Origin of the sequence: Thalassospira lohafexi, from assembly GCF_002844275.1 — a bacterium.
Taxonomy (GTDB): Bacteria; Pseudomonadota; Alphaproteobacteria; order Rhodospirillales; family Thalassospiraceae; genus Thalassospira; species Thalassospira lohafexi.
On record NZ_NXGX01000011.1, the window covers coordinates 18643 to 35790 of the forward strand.

The 17148-nt window shown below is 53.4% G+C and carries 27 protein-coding genes; 20 read left to right on the top strand and 7 right to left on the bottom strand.

Translation table 11 applies throughout. From position 1 onward, the window contains the following. From COO92_RS20135 to COO92_RS20145, 3 genes are all read right to left on the bottom strand, one after another. On the bottom strand, positions 1-1686 hold the full coding sequence (locus tag COO92_RS20135) for a copper resistance system multicopper oxidase (RefSeq protein WP_022733248.1): 1686 nt from the start codon (positions 1684-1686) through the stop codon (positions 1-3). 78 nt (positions 1687-1764) lie between these two features. Beyond that, positions 1765-2331, bottom strand: a complete 567-nt coding sequence (locus COO92_RS20140; RefSeq protein WP_022733247.1) for a cupredoxin domain-containing protein — start codon at positions 2329-2331, stop codon at positions 1765-1767. Positions 2332-2485: 154 nt separating this feature from the next. Further along, positions 2486-2842 (bottom strand): hypothetical protein, encoded by a 357-nt coding sequence (locus tag COO92_RS20145; protein ID WP_133125091.1) that lies wholly within the window; start codon positions 2840-2842, stop codon positions 2486-2488. 366 nt (positions 2843-3208) lie between these two features. Here COO92_RS20145 and COO92_RS20150 point away from each other — a divergent pair, with 366 nt between their 5' ends. The 12 genes from COO92_RS20150 (at position 3209) to COO92_RS22210 (ending at position 9321) form a co-directional block, all read left to right on the top strand. Further along, positions 3209-3538 (top strand): hypothetical protein, encoded by a 330-nt coding sequence (locus tag COO92_RS20150; protein ID WP_022733245.1) that lies wholly within the window; start codon positions 3209-3211, stop codon positions 3536-3538. A gap of 366 nt (positions 3539-3904) precedes the next feature. Next, positions 3905-4846: a WD40/YVTN/BNR-like repeat-containing protein gene (locus COO92_RS20160; RefSeq protein WP_022733243.1), complete on the top strand. Its 942-nt coding sequence runs from the start codon at positions 3905-3907 to the stop codon at positions 4844-4846. 14 nt (positions 4847-4860) lie between these two features. Next, positions 4861-5349, top strand: a complete 489-nt coding sequence (locus tag COO92_RS20165) for a DUF411 domain-containing protein (protein ID WP_101304750.1) — start codon at positions 4861-4863, stop codon at positions 5347-5349. 13 nt (positions 5350-5362) lie between these two features. Then, entirely contained in the window at positions 5363-5500 is a 138-nt protein-coding gene (locus COO92_RS22140) for a hypothetical protein (protein ID WP_155988749.1), read from the top strand. Next, positions 5497-5982, top strand: a complete 486-nt coding sequence (locus COO92_RS20170) for a c-type cytochrome (RefSeq protein WP_101304751.1) — start codon at positions 5497-5499, stop codon at positions 5980-5982. Before COO92_RS22140 ends, COO92_RS20170 begins: the two co-directional genes overlap by 4 nt. Then, positions 5979-6584 carry a DsbE family thiol:disulfide interchange protein gene (locus tag COO92_RS20175; protein ID WP_022733239.1) on the top strand — a complete coding sequence of 202 codons (606 nt, stop codon included), beginning with the start codon at positions 5979-5981 and terminating at the stop codon, positions 6582-6584. Before COO92_RS20170 ends, COO92_RS20175 begins: the two co-directional genes overlap by 4 nt. After that, a complete protein-coding gene (locus tag COO92_RS20180; RefSeq protein WP_240626540.1) occupies positions 6581-7183 on the top strand; it encodes a TlpA family protein disulfide reductase in 603 nt (200 codons plus the stop codon). Before COO92_RS20175 ends, COO92_RS20180 begins: the two co-directional genes overlap by 4 nt. A gap of 13 nt (positions 7184-7196) precedes the next feature. After that, a complete protein-coding gene (locus tag COO92_RS22205; RefSeq protein WP_197467363.1) occupies positions 7197-7613 on the top strand; it encodes a hypothetical protein in 417 nt (138 codons plus the stop codon). Further along, on the top strand, positions 7606-7866 hold the full coding sequence (locus COO92_RS20190) for a hypothetical protein (RefSeq protein WP_062959163.1): 261 nt from the start codon (positions 7606-7608) through the stop codon (positions 7864-7866). The genes COO92_RS22205 and COO92_RS20190 overlap by 8 nt, the downstream gene beginning before the upstream one ends. 62 nt (positions 7867-7928) lie before the next feature. Continuing rightward, complete coding sequence (locus tag COO92_RS20195; RefSeq protein ID WP_062959162.1) at positions 7929-8579, top strand: SCO family protein; 651 nt, start codon at positions 7929-7931, stop codon at positions 8577-8579. Continuing rightward, complete coding sequence (locus tag COO92_RS20200; RefSeq protein ID WP_062959161.1) at positions 8576-9025, top strand: copper chaperone PCu(A)C; 450 nt, start codon at positions 8576-8578, stop codon at positions 9023-9025. The genes COO92_RS20195 and COO92_RS20200 overlap by 4 nt, the downstream gene beginning before the upstream one ends. Next, positions 9022-9321: a hypothetical protein gene (locus tag COO92_RS22210; protein WP_206186452.1), complete on the top strand. Its 300-nt coding sequence runs from the start codon at positions 9022-9024 to the stop codon at positions 9319-9321. The genes COO92_RS20200 and COO92_RS22210 overlap by 4 nt, the downstream gene beginning before the upstream one ends. Here the strand turns inward: COO92_RS22210 and COO92_RS20210 are convergent. Genes COO92_RS20210 through COO92_RS20220 form a run of 3 tightly spaced genes read right to left on the bottom strand, consistent with a single transcriptional unit; the run spans position 9290 to position 12013 of the window. After that, positions 9290-10579: an ISL3-like element ISPpu12 family transposase gene (locus COO92_RS20210; RefSeq protein ID WP_004574636.1), complete on the bottom strand. Its 1290-nt coding sequence runs from the start codon at positions 10577-10579 to the stop codon at positions 9290-9292. The two genes, COO92_RS22210 and COO92_RS20210, sit on opposite strands and share 32 nt — an antisense overlap. Before the next feature lie 21 nt (positions 10580-10600). Then, positions 10601-11113 carry a signal peptidase II gene (gene lspA, locus COO92_RS20215; RefSeq protein ID WP_004863699.1) on the bottom strand — a complete coding sequence of 171 codons (513 nt, stop codon included), beginning with the start codon at positions 11111-11113 and terminating at the stop codon, positions 10601-10603. Between the two features lie 3 nt (positions 11114-11116). After that, positions 11117-12013, bottom strand: a complete 897-nt coding sequence (locus COO92_RS20220; protein WP_004574643.1) for a cation efflux transmembrane domain-containing protein — start codon at positions 12011-12013, stop codon at positions 11117-11119. 95 nt (positions 12014-12108) lie between these two features. On the opposite strand from COO92_RS20220, the gene cadR reads away from it, so the two are divergent. The 4 genes from cadR (at position 12109) to COO92_RS20240 (ending at position 14151) form a co-directional block, all read left to right on the top strand. Beyond that, positions 12109-12516 carry a Cd(II)/Pb(II)-responsive transcriptional regulator gene (cadR, locus tag COO92_RS20225; protein WP_004364961.1) on the top strand — a complete coding sequence of 136 codons (408 nt, stop codon included), beginning with the start codon at positions 12109-12111 and terminating at the stop codon, positions 12514-12516. 188 nt (positions 12517-12704) lie between these two features. After that, positions 12705-13049: a hypothetical protein gene (locus COO92_RS20230; protein WP_133125092.1), complete on the top strand. Its 345-nt coding sequence runs from the start codon at positions 12705-12707 to the stop codon at positions 13047-13049. A gap of 84 nt (positions 13050-13133) precedes the next feature. After that, complete coding sequence (locus COO92_RS20235; protein WP_062959159.1) at positions 13134-13874, top strand: cytochrome c biogenesis CcdA family protein; 741 nt, start codon at positions 13134-13136, stop codon at positions 13872-13874. Positions 13875-13959: 85 nt separating this feature from the next. Next, positions 13960-14151 (top strand): hypothetical protein, encoded by a 192-nt coding sequence (locus COO92_RS20240; RefSeq protein ID WP_062959158.1) that lies wholly within the window; start codon positions 13960-13962, stop codon positions 14149-14151. 64 nt (positions 14152-14215) lie between these two features. Here the strand turns inward: COO92_RS20240 and COO92_RS20245 are convergent, their stop codons facing one another. After that, positions 14216-14605 (bottom strand): MerR family transcriptional regulator, encoded by a 390-nt coding sequence (locus COO92_RS20245; protein ID WP_476718202.1) that lies wholly within the window; start codon positions 14603-14605, stop codon positions 14216-14218. 102 nt (positions 14606-14707) lie between these two features. Here COO92_RS20245 and COO92_RS20250 point away from each other — a divergent pair, with 102 nt between their 5' ends. The 4 genes from COO92_RS20250 to merA are packed head-to-tail and all read left to right on the top strand — an operon-like array spanning position 14708 to position 17116. Further along, positions 14708-15097, top strand: coding sequence for a mercuric transporter MerT family protein (locus COO92_RS20250; RefSeq protein ID WP_101304755.1), 390 nt, complete (start codon positions 14708-14710; stop codon positions 15095-15097). A gap of 11 nt (positions 15098-15108) precedes the next feature. Continuing rightward, complete coding sequence (locus COO92_RS20255) at positions 15109-15438, top strand: heavy-metal-associated domain-containing protein (protein ID WP_101304756.1); 330 nt, start codon at positions 15109-15111, stop codon at positions 15436-15438. Between the two features lie 3 nt (positions 15439-15441). Then, a complete protein-coding gene (gene merF / locus COO92_RS20260) occupies positions 15442-15693 on the top strand; it encodes a mercury resistance system transport protein MerF (RefSeq protein ID WP_101304757.1) in 252 nt (83 codons plus the stop codon). A 1-nt stretch (position 15694) separates the two neighbouring features. Beyond that, positions 15695-17116, top strand: coding sequence for a mercury(II) reductase (gene merA, locus COO92_RS20265; RefSeq protein WP_101304758.1), 1422 nt, complete (start codon positions 15695-15697; stop codon positions 17114-17116). Positions 17117-17148 lie beyond the last annotated feature (32 nt).

The window sequence follows — 17148 nt, forward strand, 5'->3', positions numbered from 1 at the left end:
TTATTGAACTCCATTCTCAAGTGCTGCGACGGCTGGACCGCCCTCAACAATCACTTTGCGGAACATTCCAGAAGCCATGTGATAGCTCAAATGACAATGGAACGCCCATTGCCCTGGTTCATCAACTTCGGTTTCCGAATAAACAGTCATGCCTGGATTGATATTGATGGTGTGCTTTACCGGATCCCATTTACCGTTACCGGTATCGAGGATTGACCACATCCCGTGCAAATGCATCGGGTGTGACATCATGGTCTCATTGACGAACTTGAACCGTACCCGTTCGCCATATTTCAAGCGGATAGGTTCTGCATCTTCGTATTTGACGCCATTGATTGACCAAGTATAGCGCTCCATGTTTCCCGTAAGACGCAGTTCAATTTCACGCGTTGCCGGCCGCTCCGGATACAAGGGCTTCTGTGCCTTCAAGTCGGCATAAGATAAGAACTTGCCGCCATTCGCTGCTTTTGGTGTCAAACCACTGCCAGCGGCATAGAAAGGATCATCTTTGGACATCGCCATCTGAGAGTGATCCATCCCGGCCATATTCGAATGGTCCATTCCAGCCATGCTGTTCTCGTTACCACTGCTCATTGAGGAATGGTCCATCCCGGGCATGTTCCCGTGATCCATCCCCATATCAGCCATTGTCAACAACGGAGCGTCCATGCGTCTGGCTGGCATTTCAGCTTTCAGCCCTTCTTGCGGCGACAGCGACCCGAATGCATAACCCGAGCGCCCCATCGATTCCGCCATGATTGCGTAAGGTTTATCTGCGGTCGGCTGAACAATCACATCGTAGGTTTCTGCAACCGAAATGCGGAATTCATCAACCTTGACCGGTTGAACGTTGTTGCCGTCGGCCTGCACAACAGTCATTTCAAGTCCCGGAATACGGACGTCGAAGTAAGTCATGGCAGATGCATTGATGAAGCGCAGGCGCACACGTTCATTGGCCTTAAACAGACCTGTCCAGTTCTGCTCTGGTGACTTTCCGTTGATCAGACCGACAAATCCCTGAACATCTTCGATGTCGGTCGGCATCATGCGCATGCTGCCCCAGTCACCACGTTCCGACAACGTCGCACCGAAGCCATTTTCAGAGACATCACTGATGAAATCGCCAAGGGTGCGTTGGTTGCGATTATAATAATCGGGCATCATTTTGAGGTTGCGCAAAATACGTGCGCCGGAATGCGGGTGCTTGTCTTTCAGGACAACCACATACTCCCGGTCGAACTTGAACGGTTCTCGCTTTTTGGGTTCGATAATGATCGAACCATACGCCCCGTCCGGCTCCTGAAAACCGGAATGGCTGTGGAACCAGTAGGTACCGCTTTGCGAGACTGGAATGCGATATGTGAATGTTTCACCAGGCGCAATCCCCGGAAAGCTGATTTCCGGCACCCCGTCCATCTGATAGGGCAAAATAAGTCCGTGCCAGTGAATGGACGTTGCCTCATCAAGATTGTTGGTCACCTTGATGACAGCCTCTTCGCCTTCCTTCAAACGCAAGGTCGGACCAGGGGAAGACCCATTATATCCGATACCTGTGGTTTTCATTTCACCGGTATCAATTGTAACGTAATCAACAGACAGATCGTAATTCGCCGCATTGGCTGTCGAAGACACAGCAATAGCGGCCAGCACACCCCAAAGGGCACTGCGGGCAAATTTCTGTTTCATTTTTTGAAATCCAAAAAGATCAGGTGCGCCAGAGGCCCAAGGGAGAAAAACCTCTGGCGCAGGAAGGTGGATGACCGATTACTGCAGGCGGACTTTGCCGACCATGCCGCTTTCATAGTGACCCGGGACATTGCATGCGTACTCAAGTTCCGCATCTTTGGGGAACGTCCAGATCACCTCAGCCGACTTGCCCGGTTCCAGCAAAACGCTGTTGGGGTCGTCATGCTTCATGGTCATTCCATTCCCCATGTCCATTTCCATCATGTCCATGTTGATCTTGTCGGCCTCAAGCGCTCCATGTTCCATCATCATCATCATTTCTTCCTGATGACCTGCATGCATGGCTGCAGTTCCAATGTTGAATTCGTGAACAAATTCGCCCTTGTTCTCGATAACGAAGCGAACGGTTTCACCGCCCCGGACAATGATTTTTTCCTTGTCGTAGAAATTGTCTTCCATCGTGATTCTGATGGTGCGCCGCACATCGGATATCTCGCCGGGTGCCCCGATTTCCGATGCACCGTCATTATGACCGCCACTATGACCCGCACCCGCAAAGGCAGGTGACTGAAGACCGACAAGCGCGCCAAGAATAAAGGTTGAAACGCTAACGCGACGCATAAGGGAATTCTTGAAGTTGGGCATGTACATGCTCCTAATAGATATTCAGTAAGAAGGCCCTCGTCCCATGTTCAATCACGACAACAGTCTGCGCTGCTGTAATTCAGGCAAAACGCTGTTTCATTCGAGGAACAGTGATTGAACCAGGCAAAGGGATGTTCGGAAAATCTGAAATATCTCAGGAACGCGGAGGCTTGGCTCTAACGTCCAAATCTGCGGAAGTCAAAGTCAGGTCCTGATACCAGTATGTTACCGCAAGCACCGTTGGGCTGGAAGACAGAACACCTTCTACTTCTTTAACGAACGGGCCGCAAACCGCCATACCGCAAAGATCCGCATGCATGTCACGTCGATCATGTTGCGAGCTATCAGAAACATCCATCATGACGCCGTGATGATTGTCATGGCCATGTCCCGAACCTGCTTGCACACCCTCAACCCCCGACAGCAGAACTGTCATGGCTATCGCGATTGCAAGAAAGCAGGAAAGGATGCGCACGGAATGTTCCTTAGTGATGCATTGCAACATACGCAATATCGGGCTCCCCCGGTTTCGTCAAGTGGCAATATTGTGGCAAAGACAGACTATTTCACGAATTTACATCTGCTGCTTGAGCCATCAGCAAGGTGAAAACAATAGATTACTGCATTCATCGCCATGAAATCACGTTATGCGCTACAGATGAACAACCTGTTGTGCTGAGTTATTCACTAATCTGCGGGTATGACTTGCTAACAATCAATTTATAGATGAAGCACAATCAAATCTTATTAAATGCTGCGTAACCCAACAATTCTCCTGGTCTCTGGATATGGGCACAGAGGTGTGCCAGATTGACAGCAGTAGGATTTACTGTAGTTCGATATAGACAGCATCGCATCCTTGGGATAGAAGTAGACTATGCTCAATCGCATCAGGTTTTTGACCATACTTTTGATAGCTGCTTTTGCCGTCGGGACAAGTTTCCAGACGGTCAATGCTGCTGTTATGAAGGTCGGTATGCCGATGGCGGAATTGGCAATAGACAATTGTCAGGATTGTTCTGGCAGCGGCGACAGCATGCCGGACTGCGATATTGCGTGTCCTCAAGTATCGACTATCGCAATTGCGCCTGTACAAGTTGCAATACCTGCGCTCGCCTCGGTCGCGCATTTCGGGCCGACAGGCAGCCTTACCAGCCGCTCAAACTCTCCTGATCCATTCCCTCCCAGAACCAACATTCTGAACTGATATCTCTTTAACCCGATTTGGTTTGAGGATATCAGTGTCATGGGGCATCACCGCGATTTCTCATGACATGCTTTGTGCTCGCAATTTTTATTGTGGGCCTTATAGCTTCTTCAGACAAGGTTGGAAATCATGTTTTCCGATCTACGGGTGCCAAAATGTCGGCTTTGGTCGGTATTTCCTGGCGCAGTCGCGACATGCACCAAAGCATAGCTTCAGCTTCACTCAACGAGCAGGCGGCAATCCGCCCCGGCCTTGAGCGTCCCGCTTTTACTGGTGCCCGGCCTCTGAAGATCAAACCTTATAGGACCCTTGTGAGCAGGATTCGGATTACGGTCTGATCGCTCCAACTCCTTGAGAAATACGCATATGAAGAAAAATACCATAGTCGCAGGTCCCGTTTCCCGACGTGCGCTGCTTCACGGTCTCGTGGCGGGTGCCGGCCTCTGCCTGTTGCCCGCAACGGCCTTTGCTGCGGCTAGTAAAAGCACAAGCAGCGCAATCGCTTTTTACGGTAATGCGCTGATCGTGGCACGCGGTTCAGCGCTTCTTTATCGCAGTGGGAGCCAAAACTGGACAGCGCTGCCGAAGGTGTCGGAAGGCACCATTCTCACTTTTACAACACATCCGGAACGGCCGGGCCGCATTGTTGGCGGTCTGGATACCGGCGGCGTAGTTCTGTCTGTCGATGGCGGGAAAAGTTGGGACGTGCGTGGGCAAGGACTGCCAAAAGCGGCAGTCACTGCCATCACAACTGCGGCGACAAACCCAGATACCATATATGCCGCCATTCGCGGTGACGGCTTATGGCAGAGCGATGATGCTGGTCAGTCATGGGTGTTTGTCATGGACCGGCCATGGTTAGCGAATGCCGAGCGAGATCTGACAGCGCTGTCTTCAGTCGATCTGGCAACCGGAATGGGTGGGATCTGGCTATATGCCGGAACCGATACCGGTGTAACGCGTGTGCCGGATTGTTTCTGCCGTTGGCAGGATGTTCAGCCGGGCGATGCCATGGATGCTCTTGCGTCCGGAAAGCAGGCAACTCCCAAAGTACCCTTACCTGAGGGTGAACCTGTGAGTGCGCTGGTCAGTGCGGTATCGCGACCGGCCACACTTTATGCCGGATTGCCATCCGGAATTTGGCAATCGCAGGATGCGGGTGTCACCTGGTTAAAGCGTTCAGAAGTTATCGCAACAGCACTCGCGGTTCATCCGCTACGCGCTGATGATCTCGTAATTGTGAATGACGACGGGGTTTTACAAAGCCCAGACGGTGGCAGGACGTGGACCGCCATTGCGAACATATGATGATGGAGAAACAGATGAGAAAATTAGTGATTGTGACAGGTGTTGCGATTCTGGCTGTTGCCGGAAGTGCTGGATTTACAATGTTTGCTCCGGGAAAAGGAGAGGCGCAAACGAACGTGACAGTAGCTGGTGAGAGAAGCAAATCGATCACAATTTATCGGGACCCGAACTGCGGATGCTGTGATGCCTATGGCGAATATCTTGAGACCAATGGATATCAGGTTACCCGTGTCGATGATCGTGATTTCGACAAGCGATCCGTTGCCGCCGGTGTCCCGGAGCAAGGGCTGGGCTGCCATTTGGCCGAGATTGACGGATATGTCGTAAGCGGGCTGGTTCCCGCCGAGATCATTGAACGGATGCTTGATGAACGCCCGGATATAACGGGTATCACGCTGCCCGGCATGCCACCAAATGCGCCGGGCATGGCACGTGAAAAAACCGGGACGCTGAAAACCTATGGGTTCGGAGAGGACGGCATTGCCGTTTACGCCAATGAATGAGTGTTTTGGACAGATGATGGATGGTTCGATGATGGGTGGCCCGATGATGATGCTGATGATGGCAGGAGGCGGTCTTGTGTTTCTTCTGATCCTTGCGATCCTGATCATGAGCGTTCTCGCGTTGTTTAAATATCTTCGGGGCGGGAAATGAGTGCGGTATCGCCCGGATCAATGGTCACCGGATTAATGGCTGGCGTTGGCATGGCTTTGTTGTTCGGCGTGATGGATGCCAGCGCGAAGCTCGAGAATCTGACTTTTCTCGAAAAGCCGCTCACTCCGGAACAGATAGCACTGGGCAACGATGACTATGTTGAATTTTGCGCATCGTGCCATGGTGCAAATCTTGAGGGGCAGAAAAACTGGAAGCGCCGCCTTGACACCGGGCGGATGCCCGCGCCGCCACACGATGCCAGTGGCCACACATGGCGCCATAGCGATCAGGAACTGTTTGCGATCACCAAGTTCGGGGTTGGCGCTGTCGTGCCGGGGTATGAGAGCGATATGCCTGCATTTGAGGATGTGCTGAGTGATGAGGAGATCATCGCGGTACTCGGTTATATCAAGAGTGTCTGGTCAGACGAAGAACGCGAATTCCAGCATAATCTCAATCTTAAAGACGGGAGGGCGAGATGATTGCAGTCCCCAAAGAACATCGCCCGCAGAAACGGTTCAACCGGCTGATCTATTTTCTGCCGCTTGGCATCGCCTTGATATTGGGTGTGGCCCTGGGGAAAGGATTGACTCTTGATCCCAACACGCTCCCCTCGGCCCTGTTGGGCAGACAAGTCCCCGAATTTGACCTTCCGCCGGTAAAAGGCCGGATGCAAGGTTTGTCGAGTACGGATCTCAGAGGTGAAGTGTCGCTGGTCAATGTTTTTGCCTCTTGGTGTGTCGCGTGCCGTGAAGAACACCCCGTGTTCATGAAACTGGCCCGCGACGGCACCGTTCCACTGCATGGTCTGAACTATAAGGATCAGCCTGACGACGCTGCAGAATGGCTCGATAGCCTTGGCGATCCCTATACGAGAACAGGTGCGGACATTAACGGGCGTGTGGCAATTGACTGGGGCGTCTATGGCGTCCCTGAGACCTTCGTTGTCGATGCAAAAGGGAACATTGCTTACAAGCATGTCGGGCCGGTAACGGAAAAAGTGTTGGCCGAGACCATTCTGCCAAGGGTCGAAAAATTGCGTAATGAGGCCTCAGGTGCCGGAACTGCGGAGGCACCTCGATGAAGAGCCTCTTGGTGCATATGAACCTGAAAGTGGGGTTTGCCGCTGTCATCATACTGGTGGCTGTCGCAGCTCTGACCATGGTGTCTTTCCGCAACGAAAAGAATGTCTCCCATCAGGCGACGGACAATGGAAGGCAGAGCCAACAGCGCTCGTTTGTCATGCATGATGTTCCCCGGCCTCTTCCCGAGTTCGGGTTCGAAAACGTCGAAGGTCAACCCATGACATTGAGTGATTTCGAGGGAACGGTCGTCTTGCTGAATGTCTGGGCGACCTGGTGTGTTCCTTGCCGCGAGGAAATGCCAACCCTGGATGCCTTGCAGGCCGAACTTGGCAATTCGGTCTTCAAAGTTATCGCTTTGTCAATCGACCGGGCCGGAGCGGATGTCGTGCAGGATTTCTATAGCGAAATCGGCATCCGGAATCTGGACCTCTTCATCGATCCAACCATGAAAACCACGACGGCTCTGGGCATCCCCGGTTTACCGACGACGCTTCTGATTGACAGGAACGGCCGCGAGCTTGGTCGACTTGTCGGACCGACCGAATGGGCGACAGCAGAGATGATAGATTTTCTTAAATCCCACATCTACACCGATTGAGGAAGGAACTCCTATGACCGAGATACAACAAGCCAAATCCGGTAATACCTCGCTTGGGCATGACGTGGTTCATGCCGTTCGATATTACCTGAAGGGACGTCGCGGTGTATTTGTGCTGGCTGGAACTGCCCTTGTCGCTGGGCTTGCATTTAACTGGAGCTGGCTGGTTGCCGCCGGTATCGCGCCATTGCTCGTCTCCGTTCTGCCGTGCGTGGCGATGTGTGCGCTGGGTTTGTGCATGAACAAAAAGGCCTGTTCATCGCAAAAGAGCGCCAGCGATATCGCCCCTTCATCCGATGAAACCCCGAAAAACAGTCTTCCCGGCAACGAGGCCGGAAGGTCCCCGGCTGCATCAGGCGCAAATATAGCGTCTGTAACACCCCAGTCGGGACATGAGTCCACAACCGAAAGGAATGTTAGAGATGCGTAAATCAATCAAACTCACCGCGTTTGCCACAATGATGGTCGCGGGACTGGCGACAACAGCCCTATATGCCCAGGAAGCCCAAACTCCGGACAAGCAATCCCCGATGATGGAGCATGATGGCAATTCAGGCATGGGGGATATGCAGGGCATGATGGGTATGATGAAGATGATGAGCCAGATGGGGCCGATGATGGAGCAGTGTACTGAAATGATGGCTGCTATGACCGATCACATGCCGCAGCCTTCCGACAAATAACATCGTGACATGACACCCGCCCGGGACAAATACCCGGGCGGGATTTTCCACGGGATCGTTTCATGACATCGCATAATTTCAACCGGTTACGTTTCGTCCGTTCTATATTATGGGGGATGGTTGTTCTTGCTGCCCTACTCTTTGGCGGCGCATATATCTTTCAGGCTTCCGACCACAAGCAGATGTCGTCGGGGGCCGAAGGGACGGGAGAAGCCGCAATTCACTCCGATTTTTCCTTGACCGATCATCAGGGAAACCGTGTAACCGAAGCAAGCTTCCCGGGGCGTTGGCAACTTGTCTTTTTCGGCTTCACACACTGCCCTGATGTTTGTCCGACCACACTGGCCTATATGGCAGATGCGCTTGACCGAATGGGGCCTGAAGCAGACCGCGTGGCACCGTTATTCATTACTATTGATCCGGTACGCGATACGCCTGACGTCATGGCGGAATATGTCGGGGCCTTTCATCCGGCCCTGATCGGGTTGACCGGCAGCGAAAAGGATGTTGCCGCAGCCGCCGAAGCCTTCCGGGTCTATTCCGAAAAGCTGGACGACGATACCGCACCGGACGGCTATTTGATGGCCCATTCCGGGCATATATATCTGATGGCACCGGATGGCCGTTACCAGACTGTCTTTCGGGAAGGAGACCAGTCGGCAGAAGACATGGCAATCCGGGTTCTTGCGATCATGAACGGGAATACAATATGAAAAGAACCGCCATCGCCCTCGTTATGACCTTGCTGACAGCACTACCGGTTTCTGCCGAGAGCCTTGTCGAAATATCTGACGCCTGGGCACGTGCCACGATCCTGACATCCCGTCCGGGGGTGGCATATCTTACGATCACAAGTGCTGCGGCCGACCGCCTTCTGGAAATCACCACACCTGTGGCAGACCATGTGATGATACATGATGTCGTCAAGGTCGATGATGTTCGCCGGATGCGACATGTCATGGCTCTGGATGTTCCCGCCAACCGCCCGGTCACTCTGGCGCCGGGGGCAATGCATCTCATGTTGGCGGGATTGCATGAAAAACTCCGTGAAGGACAGAAGTTTCCCATGACATTGCGCTTTGAAAACGCAGGCGAGATTAGCATTGACGTCGCCATTCTTGGCATAGCTGCCGCCGGGCCGCAGGGGGAAACAGAATGATCCGGTGGTTGTTTTTGATCCTGGCGTTGACGGCCTCACCTGCTTTTGCGAATCATCCCGGTGAAGACCTTGACGAGGTGATGGCGGATAAAGAGCCATATTTTGAGGTGACAAACACCGGAAAGGTTCCAGAGATAGAACTTTTCAACCAAAATCAAGGTCGCTTTAATTTGAGCGACCTTGATGATCAGATACTTATTTTAAGTGGGTATACGGATTTAATGGTTGATGGGGCACCTTCACCCCATCAATCTGATACCACCCTCAGATGGTTGATAGATCGACTCCGTAGTTGAGTTCCTCTGCGAAGTCCGGCAGTCCGTAACCGATGGTTTTCTTGTAGAAAGGAGAGACCTTCGCAGTCGGTGCCTTCTTCTTGTGCTTCGTGGTGTAGAGCATTCGTGCCCGCATCACCTCGAAGGAGTAACCGCGCCCTTCACGGTTCTTGTCCTTGGCCAGTCGGTTGATGGACTCCGTGTAAGCGTTGGTGACGGGCATGTCCGTCTCGAAGTAGGTCATGGTCTCTTCGCGCCAGTTTCCCACTGCCCTGACCAGATCGCTCCAGACTTCCTTTTGGCCCTTCGGGATGGTGGCTATCCACTCGTCCAGGGCGGCTTCTGCCTGGAGCCGTGTGGTGGCGTCCCAGATGCCGTAGAAGCGCTCCTTGTGCTCGTAGGCGGCCAGCAGTTGCGGGAACGCGCCTGTCCAGGTCTCCATGATGAGGCGCTCCCGGTCTGAGACTTCGTGAGCGCGTTTCAGCAGGATTTTCCGGTCTCCCTTGAGAGTCCGGCTCTGGGACGGTTTCAGCTCCTTTCTGAGGCCCTTGCGCACTCTCTCTAGGGCATCGTTGGCCATGCGCACCACATGGAACTTATCGACCACGATACGGGCCTGGGGCAGCACAGCCTTGACCGCTGCCCGGTAGGGGTTCCACATGTCCATGCTGACGATCTCGACCTTCTGCCGGTCTTTCAGCTTCATCAGGTAGTTGGTCACCACGTCCTGGCGGCGGGTGGCCAGCAGGTCGAGCAGGGTTCGCTCCTCAATGTTGGTCAGAATGCAGCGGTAGCGCTTGTTCAGGTATAGCTCGTCAATGCCCAGGATGCGGGGCGTCTCGAAGCGGTGCCAGCGCCCCAGGAACTCGGCGCGGGCGTTGAAGATGTCGCGCACCGTCTTCTCGTCCAGGCCGGTCTGTGCCGCCACAAAGGTGTAGGGGTGGTTGAAGGATTCCTTCTCCACGTACTCATGCAGCCGCAGTGTCATACGGAATCCGTCCACCATCTCCGGTAGCTGGGGCCTGAATGTTGTCTTGCAGGCCCGGCAGGTGTATCGGCGGCGGACCACCCAGAGAGTGACCCGCTTGCCGTGGATGGGCAGATCACGATAGGGAACGTCACGCTTGCCGAACCGTACGAACTCACCCTGCACGCCGCATTCCTCGCAGGCGATGGGATCGGGCACGTCCACCTGGAAGTGCATTTCGTCGTCGGTTGATTTGCAGCCCAGTACTTGGTATTGCGGCAGGTGAAGGATGTTGTCGGGAAGTTCGGTCATGGTGTTGTATAGGCGTAGGTGTCAGTCAGATCCATCCGGCTCGGCATTGGTGTTTGCTTTTTTACCCAACAAGCTGCTGGAAACGAAAAGTAAGGCACCGAGGACAATTGCAATATCAGCCAGGTTGAAGGCCGGCCAATGCCAGTCTCGCCAATAGAAATCAAAGGAATCCACAACATAGCCGCGAAAGACCCGGTCAATCAGGTTGCCCATGGCGCCACCGAGGATAAGACTGTAAGCGATGGCTTCTCCTTTATGACGATTTTCAAGGATCAGCTTGATCAGAAAAATCGAGACCACTACCGCGATTCCGATAAAAAAGTAGCGCTGCCAGCCTCCACCATTCGCAAAAAGACTGAATGCGGCACCGGTGTTCCATAGGTGCACCCAGTTAAAGAACGGGGTCACCGAAACATACTCGCCATAGGCCATTGATTGCTGCACCAGCCACTTTACAGCCTGATCAGACGCTGCCAGCAGGCCCGATATGGACAATAGGGCATACGGCGAGAGCTTTTTGCCAATAATGAGCATTATTTAACCCTTCAACGCCAAAATGCGTCTGGCACCGTTAAGTACAATGCCCCCCGCGATGGTGCCGATAATCAGATCCGGATAATTGGAACCGGTCCACGCGACCAGGGCGCCGGCGGTGATGACCCCCAGGTTGATCACCACGTCGTTGGCCGAGAATATCCAGCTTGCCTTCATGTGCGCCCCGCCTTCCCGATGTTTGGATATGAGCAGCAGACAACTGGTATTGGCAATCAATGCGACGAATGCGATAGCCATCATCACCAGCGATTCAGGCTCACTACCGAATACAAAGCGTCTCACCACCTCTACGAGCACGCCCACAGCCAAGATCAGTTGCAGTACACCAGCAAGATGCGCGGCACGTACCTGCATTTTCACGCTATGTCCAACCGCATAAAGGGCAAGCCCGTACACCGCCGCATCGGCAAAATTGTCCAGGGATTCTCCAATCAGGCCGGTGGACTGGGCGATCAGACCGGCAGTCATTTCCACCACGAACAGAAGTGCATTGATGCCGAGCAACCAGCGCAGGGTCCCGGATTCTTGCTTAGCAGAAGCTGCCGAAAACTCGGCGGCCTTGATGGTCTCCGGATTTGCAGCGACGGTTTCCTGAAGCGAGGCGCCTAGCCCCAAGGTCTTCAGTTTCGAGGTGACGGGCTCGACCTCGCCGTCATGCACGACCTTCAGCCGGCGGTTCGACAAGTCGAAGGACAGCGCCCGAATCTCCTCAAAGCCGTTCAGGGCTAGGCGAATCATTCGTTCTTCTGATGGACAGTCCATCTTCGGCACGGCATAAACACTGACCCATCTCCCTGGCGCCTCGGAGGAGGCCTGTATATCGGTATCCGCTGCGGACGTTGCATCACCGCCACAGGCGCCACCACAGGATTTGCTCATGATACGACTCCACTTGAACAATGTTGTGGTACCATTTAAAACTATAAAGCTACTATAAGGTCAATAGAGTAAAGAATCCGTTGGGGAGGAGGCTGATGCGCATTGGTCAGTTGGCGCAGTTGGTAGGGGTCGAAACACAGACGATCCGCTTCTATGAACAGCAGGGCTTGTTGCCGCCGCCTGATCGGCAGGACAACGGTTACCGTGTCTATACCGAGAAGCATGGTGAGGGGCTGGCCTTCATCCGTCGCTGCAGAATCCTGGGCCTGTCACTGGCTGAGATTCACGAACTACAGAGCTATCAGGACGACCCTCATCAGCCTTGTACCGCCGTCAACGCCTTGCTCGATGATCACATCTCTCATGTGCGGTCGCAGATAACCGCTCTGCAAGCGCTTGAGAAACAACTCGTTTCACTGAGAGCGAGTTGCAACGATGACCGGGAAGTTGAGGCGTGTGGGGTTCTTGCTGGAATTAGCGAAGGAAACATGCACCAGCAGTAGGTGAAGCATCAACCAGATAATCCGATGAGATGCCGGTCTGTCTCACTCTCATGCAAAGGTAAGATCAACCATTTAATCCGCTTACCCTTTTAAGTTTTGTGCCAAGGGATTGTGGTGCAGCCTGTGCAGAACAGCAAACCCTACTGGCGTCCTCTCAGGCGAGGCTGAATATTAGCCCGATGCGGGAAATGGTCACGTTCATTACCGTTCATTCCGAAGATTTTTCAGATACTCCTTCTTGGGATCTGGTGAACTGGCGGCCTGTTATGCCGTCTTCGGATATCAGTGCTGTAACTGTTGCCGATAAATTCGCCAAATTGAGCCAGCGTGACGGGTCTGCACCGATGATTCATATTATCGATCGGAATACCCGCCATGCCGGTATTTTTCACGGCACGAGTTTCAATCAGATGAATCTGATCCTTTACGTGAACGGATTGACAAACGCTGCCCACCCCCCAAAGCCGCCTGTTGAAAAGGGGTGGCTGGATCAGTTAACAGACTGGTTCTCAAAAGTAGGAAAAGAGCCCTGAACAAAGATAGGCTTAGCACTGTTTGGTTAGCTGACCTTCCTGTTCTCTGAATACTTGGTTCCTGATTTTACGGAATACAGATTAATGCCTGAACTTTCCAATATCGGCATAATAAGCGCGTTCGCCGCAGGCCTCATCTCGTTTCTCTCGCCATGCGTGCTGCCTCTGGTTCCCGGATATATCTCCTATATCGCGGGTGGTGCCTCTCTTTCGACCAGAACGGAGGCAATCCGAGTTGGTCGATTGTCATCTCTTGGTTTCAGCCTGTGTTTCGTTTTGGGCTTCACCACGGTTTTCGTCCTTCTGGGGGCCAGTGCAACAGCACTTGGTCAGTTCCTGCTCGGATACCGGTTCGAGATGAATCTGATTGGTGGCGGCATTGTCATTCTGTTCGGGCTGTTCATGCTGGGAACGCTCCGTCCGGCGTGGATGATGCGGGAAGCGCGCTTTCATCTTGATCTGCCTGGTGGGCGTGTGGTTTCGGCATATACTCTTGGACTTGCTTTTGCGTTCGGCTGGACGCCGTGTATCGGTCCTGTTCTCGGCGCCATTCTGACCGTCAGCGCCGCGTCGGCAACGGTCAGCGATGGTATTGCATTGCTGACCATATATTCCGTGGGGCTAGGTGTGCCGTTTCTCCTGGCGGCACTGTTCACCGAGAGCCTGTCTGCCAGATTGAAATCCATAGGGCGTTTCGGGCGGTTCCTTCGTGCCGCGGCGGCCTTGATCATGATTGTCATGGGCGTGGCCATGGTGACCGGTTATATGTCCGCCTTTGCGTTCTGGCTGCTGGAAACATTTCCTGTTCTGTCGTCTATCGGCTGATCCCGCCTGTCCGGAAGAATTCTGTTGACCTTCCTTTTGCTGGATAGCGTAGCCTTTAACCTCGATATGAAGGAGGTGCAGAATAATGTCTTCCGAAACCGACCCATTGGAGCATGTCATTTTACATGCTTTCAGATATGCCTGCTGGCAGGAAAGGCTTGATATTGCCGAATTCATGCTGGCAGCACTTGAAAAACTTGATCAGGAGCATACGGACTATGTCTCCGAGGATCGTCCGTTGATGGATGCGTACCGCGATTTGACGTCTAGCCTGTAACATCGCAAGAATTGATATCTTGCTTCTTTCACTTCCGGCATTGCCGACATCAAATGCTGTTGTCCTAAGTGCATGACAGTGCCTCCAGCACAGGACATTCCGGTACGTCTTCTCCCGAACATCGTGCAGCCGTCTCCGCCAAAGCCTGTTCGATCCGTTCAAGATCCGCGATTTTTGTGCGCACGTCAGCAAGATGGTTCTCTGTGCGCAGTTTGACCTCCAAGCATGTTTGCAACTCACCATCCATGAGATGAAGCAATCCCCGGATATCTTCAATCGAAAACCCCAGTTCGCGGGCGCGCAGGATGAACCGCAACCGAGAAACATGTGTATCGTCATACATCCTGTAGCCCGCTTTGCTGCGCGGCGGATCGGGCATCATGCCGGACTTTTCATAATAGCGGATCGTTTCAAGGTGACAGCCCGTCACCTTCGCCAGTTCGGCACGTTTCAATCGCCTCCCGGAATTGTGATCGTCCATAAGGTCAAAACCCTCTTGAGCCTGTAGCAACTACAGACTGTAGCTTGGATCAGGAACGAGCTTGAGGCAAATCACATGAACGATATCAAACCGGATCATCTATCGCCCGATGACGGGAAACAGGCAAAAAGAGGTCTGCTTGCGGCTGGCGGTGTGACCGGCGCCATTCTTGCGTCGGCCTGCTGTGTCGCACCACTCCTGCTTCTGATGCTGGGTGTATCCGGGGCCTGGATCGGCAATCTGACGGCCCTTGAACCTTACAAACCCCTCTTCGTGACGGTGGCACTGATATTCATCGGGCTGGGGTTCTGGCAGGTCTATTTCAAGACAAAACCGGCGTGCGACGAAGGATCTTACTGCGCCCGCCCCGAATCCGCCCTGATCACCAAATCCGTCCTGTGGTTCTCAACCGTGCTGGTGGGGCTGGCCCTGACAATCAACTGGTGGGCATCGCTATTCTATTAGGAGAAATCGACATGAAACGAACAGACATTATCGTGGCTGGGGCATTTGCTCTGGGACTGGCTGCCATGCATCCGGGAGGTCTTCTTCCGACTGCGGCACAAGCAGCCAGTGCCACATCGCAGGCTGAACAAACAACCGTTTTCGACATCGAAAACATGACCTGTGCCCTGTGTCCGGTAACGGTTAAAACCGCGATGGAAGCTGTCACCGGCGTAGCGGCAGTCGAGATCAATCTCGATGCCAAAACCGCAACGGTCATCTTCGATCCATCCGTTGCCAGCAGCGAAACCATTGGGACCGCTTCGACAAATGCCGGTTATCCGGCCAAGGCACGGGATTAAATAATGCGTGGCAACACCATTTTCAAAACCGGGGTGGTCGGAACAATTTTTGCTGTGATTTGCTGTTTCACACCAATCCTTGTTGTCACGTTCGGGGCCCTTGGACTCTCGGCATGGCTGGGCTGGATAGACTATGTCCTCATACCCGGATTACTCCTGTTCATTGCCCTGGCACTTTACGGCTACCGGCAACGAGCCCGTGCGCGCGCTTGCTGCGAGACCGATACACAACCAACCACCCGGAAAGGAAAATAATATGAACAATTGTTGTTCGACCGACAAACAGGAATATGACCTTGCTGTCATCGGCGCGGGTTCGGCCGGTTTTTCGGCGGCGATTACGGCCGCTGAACAGGGCGCAAGGGTCGCACTTATCGGCAAGGGAATGATTGGCGGCACATGCGTCAATGTCGGGTGTGTGCCTTCCAAAACCATGATCCGTGCCGCAGAGGCGGTGCATGGTACAGGGGCCGCTGCGCGTTTTCCCGGCCTCTCCGGAAACGCTCATGTCGCTGACTGGCAGTCCCTGATCAAGGCTAAAGAGGATCTGGTTTCCGGTTTGCGTCAGAAGAAATACATCGATCTGCTGCCCGAATATGATGGCATCGATTATCTCGAAGGGGCTGTTGTATTTAATGACACCGGTCTTCTGCTTGACGGCAAAAAGCTTGTTGCAAGAAAGACAATCATTGCAACCGGCACATCCCCGTCATTTCCCGATATTCCAGGCATTGAGAATGTCCCCTGTCTGACCAGCACAACGGCACTTGAACTTGATCAGCAGCCACGATCACTTCTCGTGATTGGCGGCGGATATATCGGTTGTGAACTGGCTCAGATGTTTGCACGGCTCGGCAGCTCGGTTACGCTGGTGACACGGTCACGGCTTCTTCCCGAAGCAGAACCGGAAATTGCTGCATCGCTCACTCAGGAGTTAAGGAATGAAGGGGTATCCGTTCGCACGGGCCTCACCTACGAGAGGGTTGAATGGAAGAATGATAAAACGGAACTGACCATTAACGTTGATGGCCAGGCCGAGGTTCTTTCTGCTGAACATATCCTGGTAACGACGGGCCGTAAGTCGAATACAAACGGATTAGGACTCGAAACGGCCGGAATTGAAGTAAATTCGAATGGCGGAATTGTTGTGGACGCTTACATGCGGACAACGCGTCTCGATGTATATGCTGCGGGCGATGTGACCGGGCGCGACCAGTTCGTTTATATGGCAGCTTATGGCGCCAAACTTGCGGCACTAAATGCCTATAACCGTGACGAACGGACATATGACAACACAACGATGCCCTGGGTTGTCTTCACCGATCCACAAGTTGCTGGCGTAGGTCTTTCCGAGGTTCAGGCACAGAAACGGGGCTTTGTGGTCAAGACATCTGTCGTACCGCTTGATCAGGTGCCCAGATCACTTGCCGCCCGTGATACACGCGGTTTGATAAAACTCATTGCAGATGAAGCAACTGACCGCTTGCTGGGCGCTCAGATATTGGCACCCGAGGGCTGTGACAGCATTCAGACAATGGCGCTGGCCATACGGTTTGGGATGACCGCCCAAGAACTTGGCGACACGATTTTTCCCTATCTGACCACAGTCGAGGGCCTGAAACTTGCCGCTCAGGGCTTTGCGAGAGATGTCGCCAGACTGTCCTGTTGTGCCGGGTAACACCATGCGACGATGATAAGGAATTTACAAAC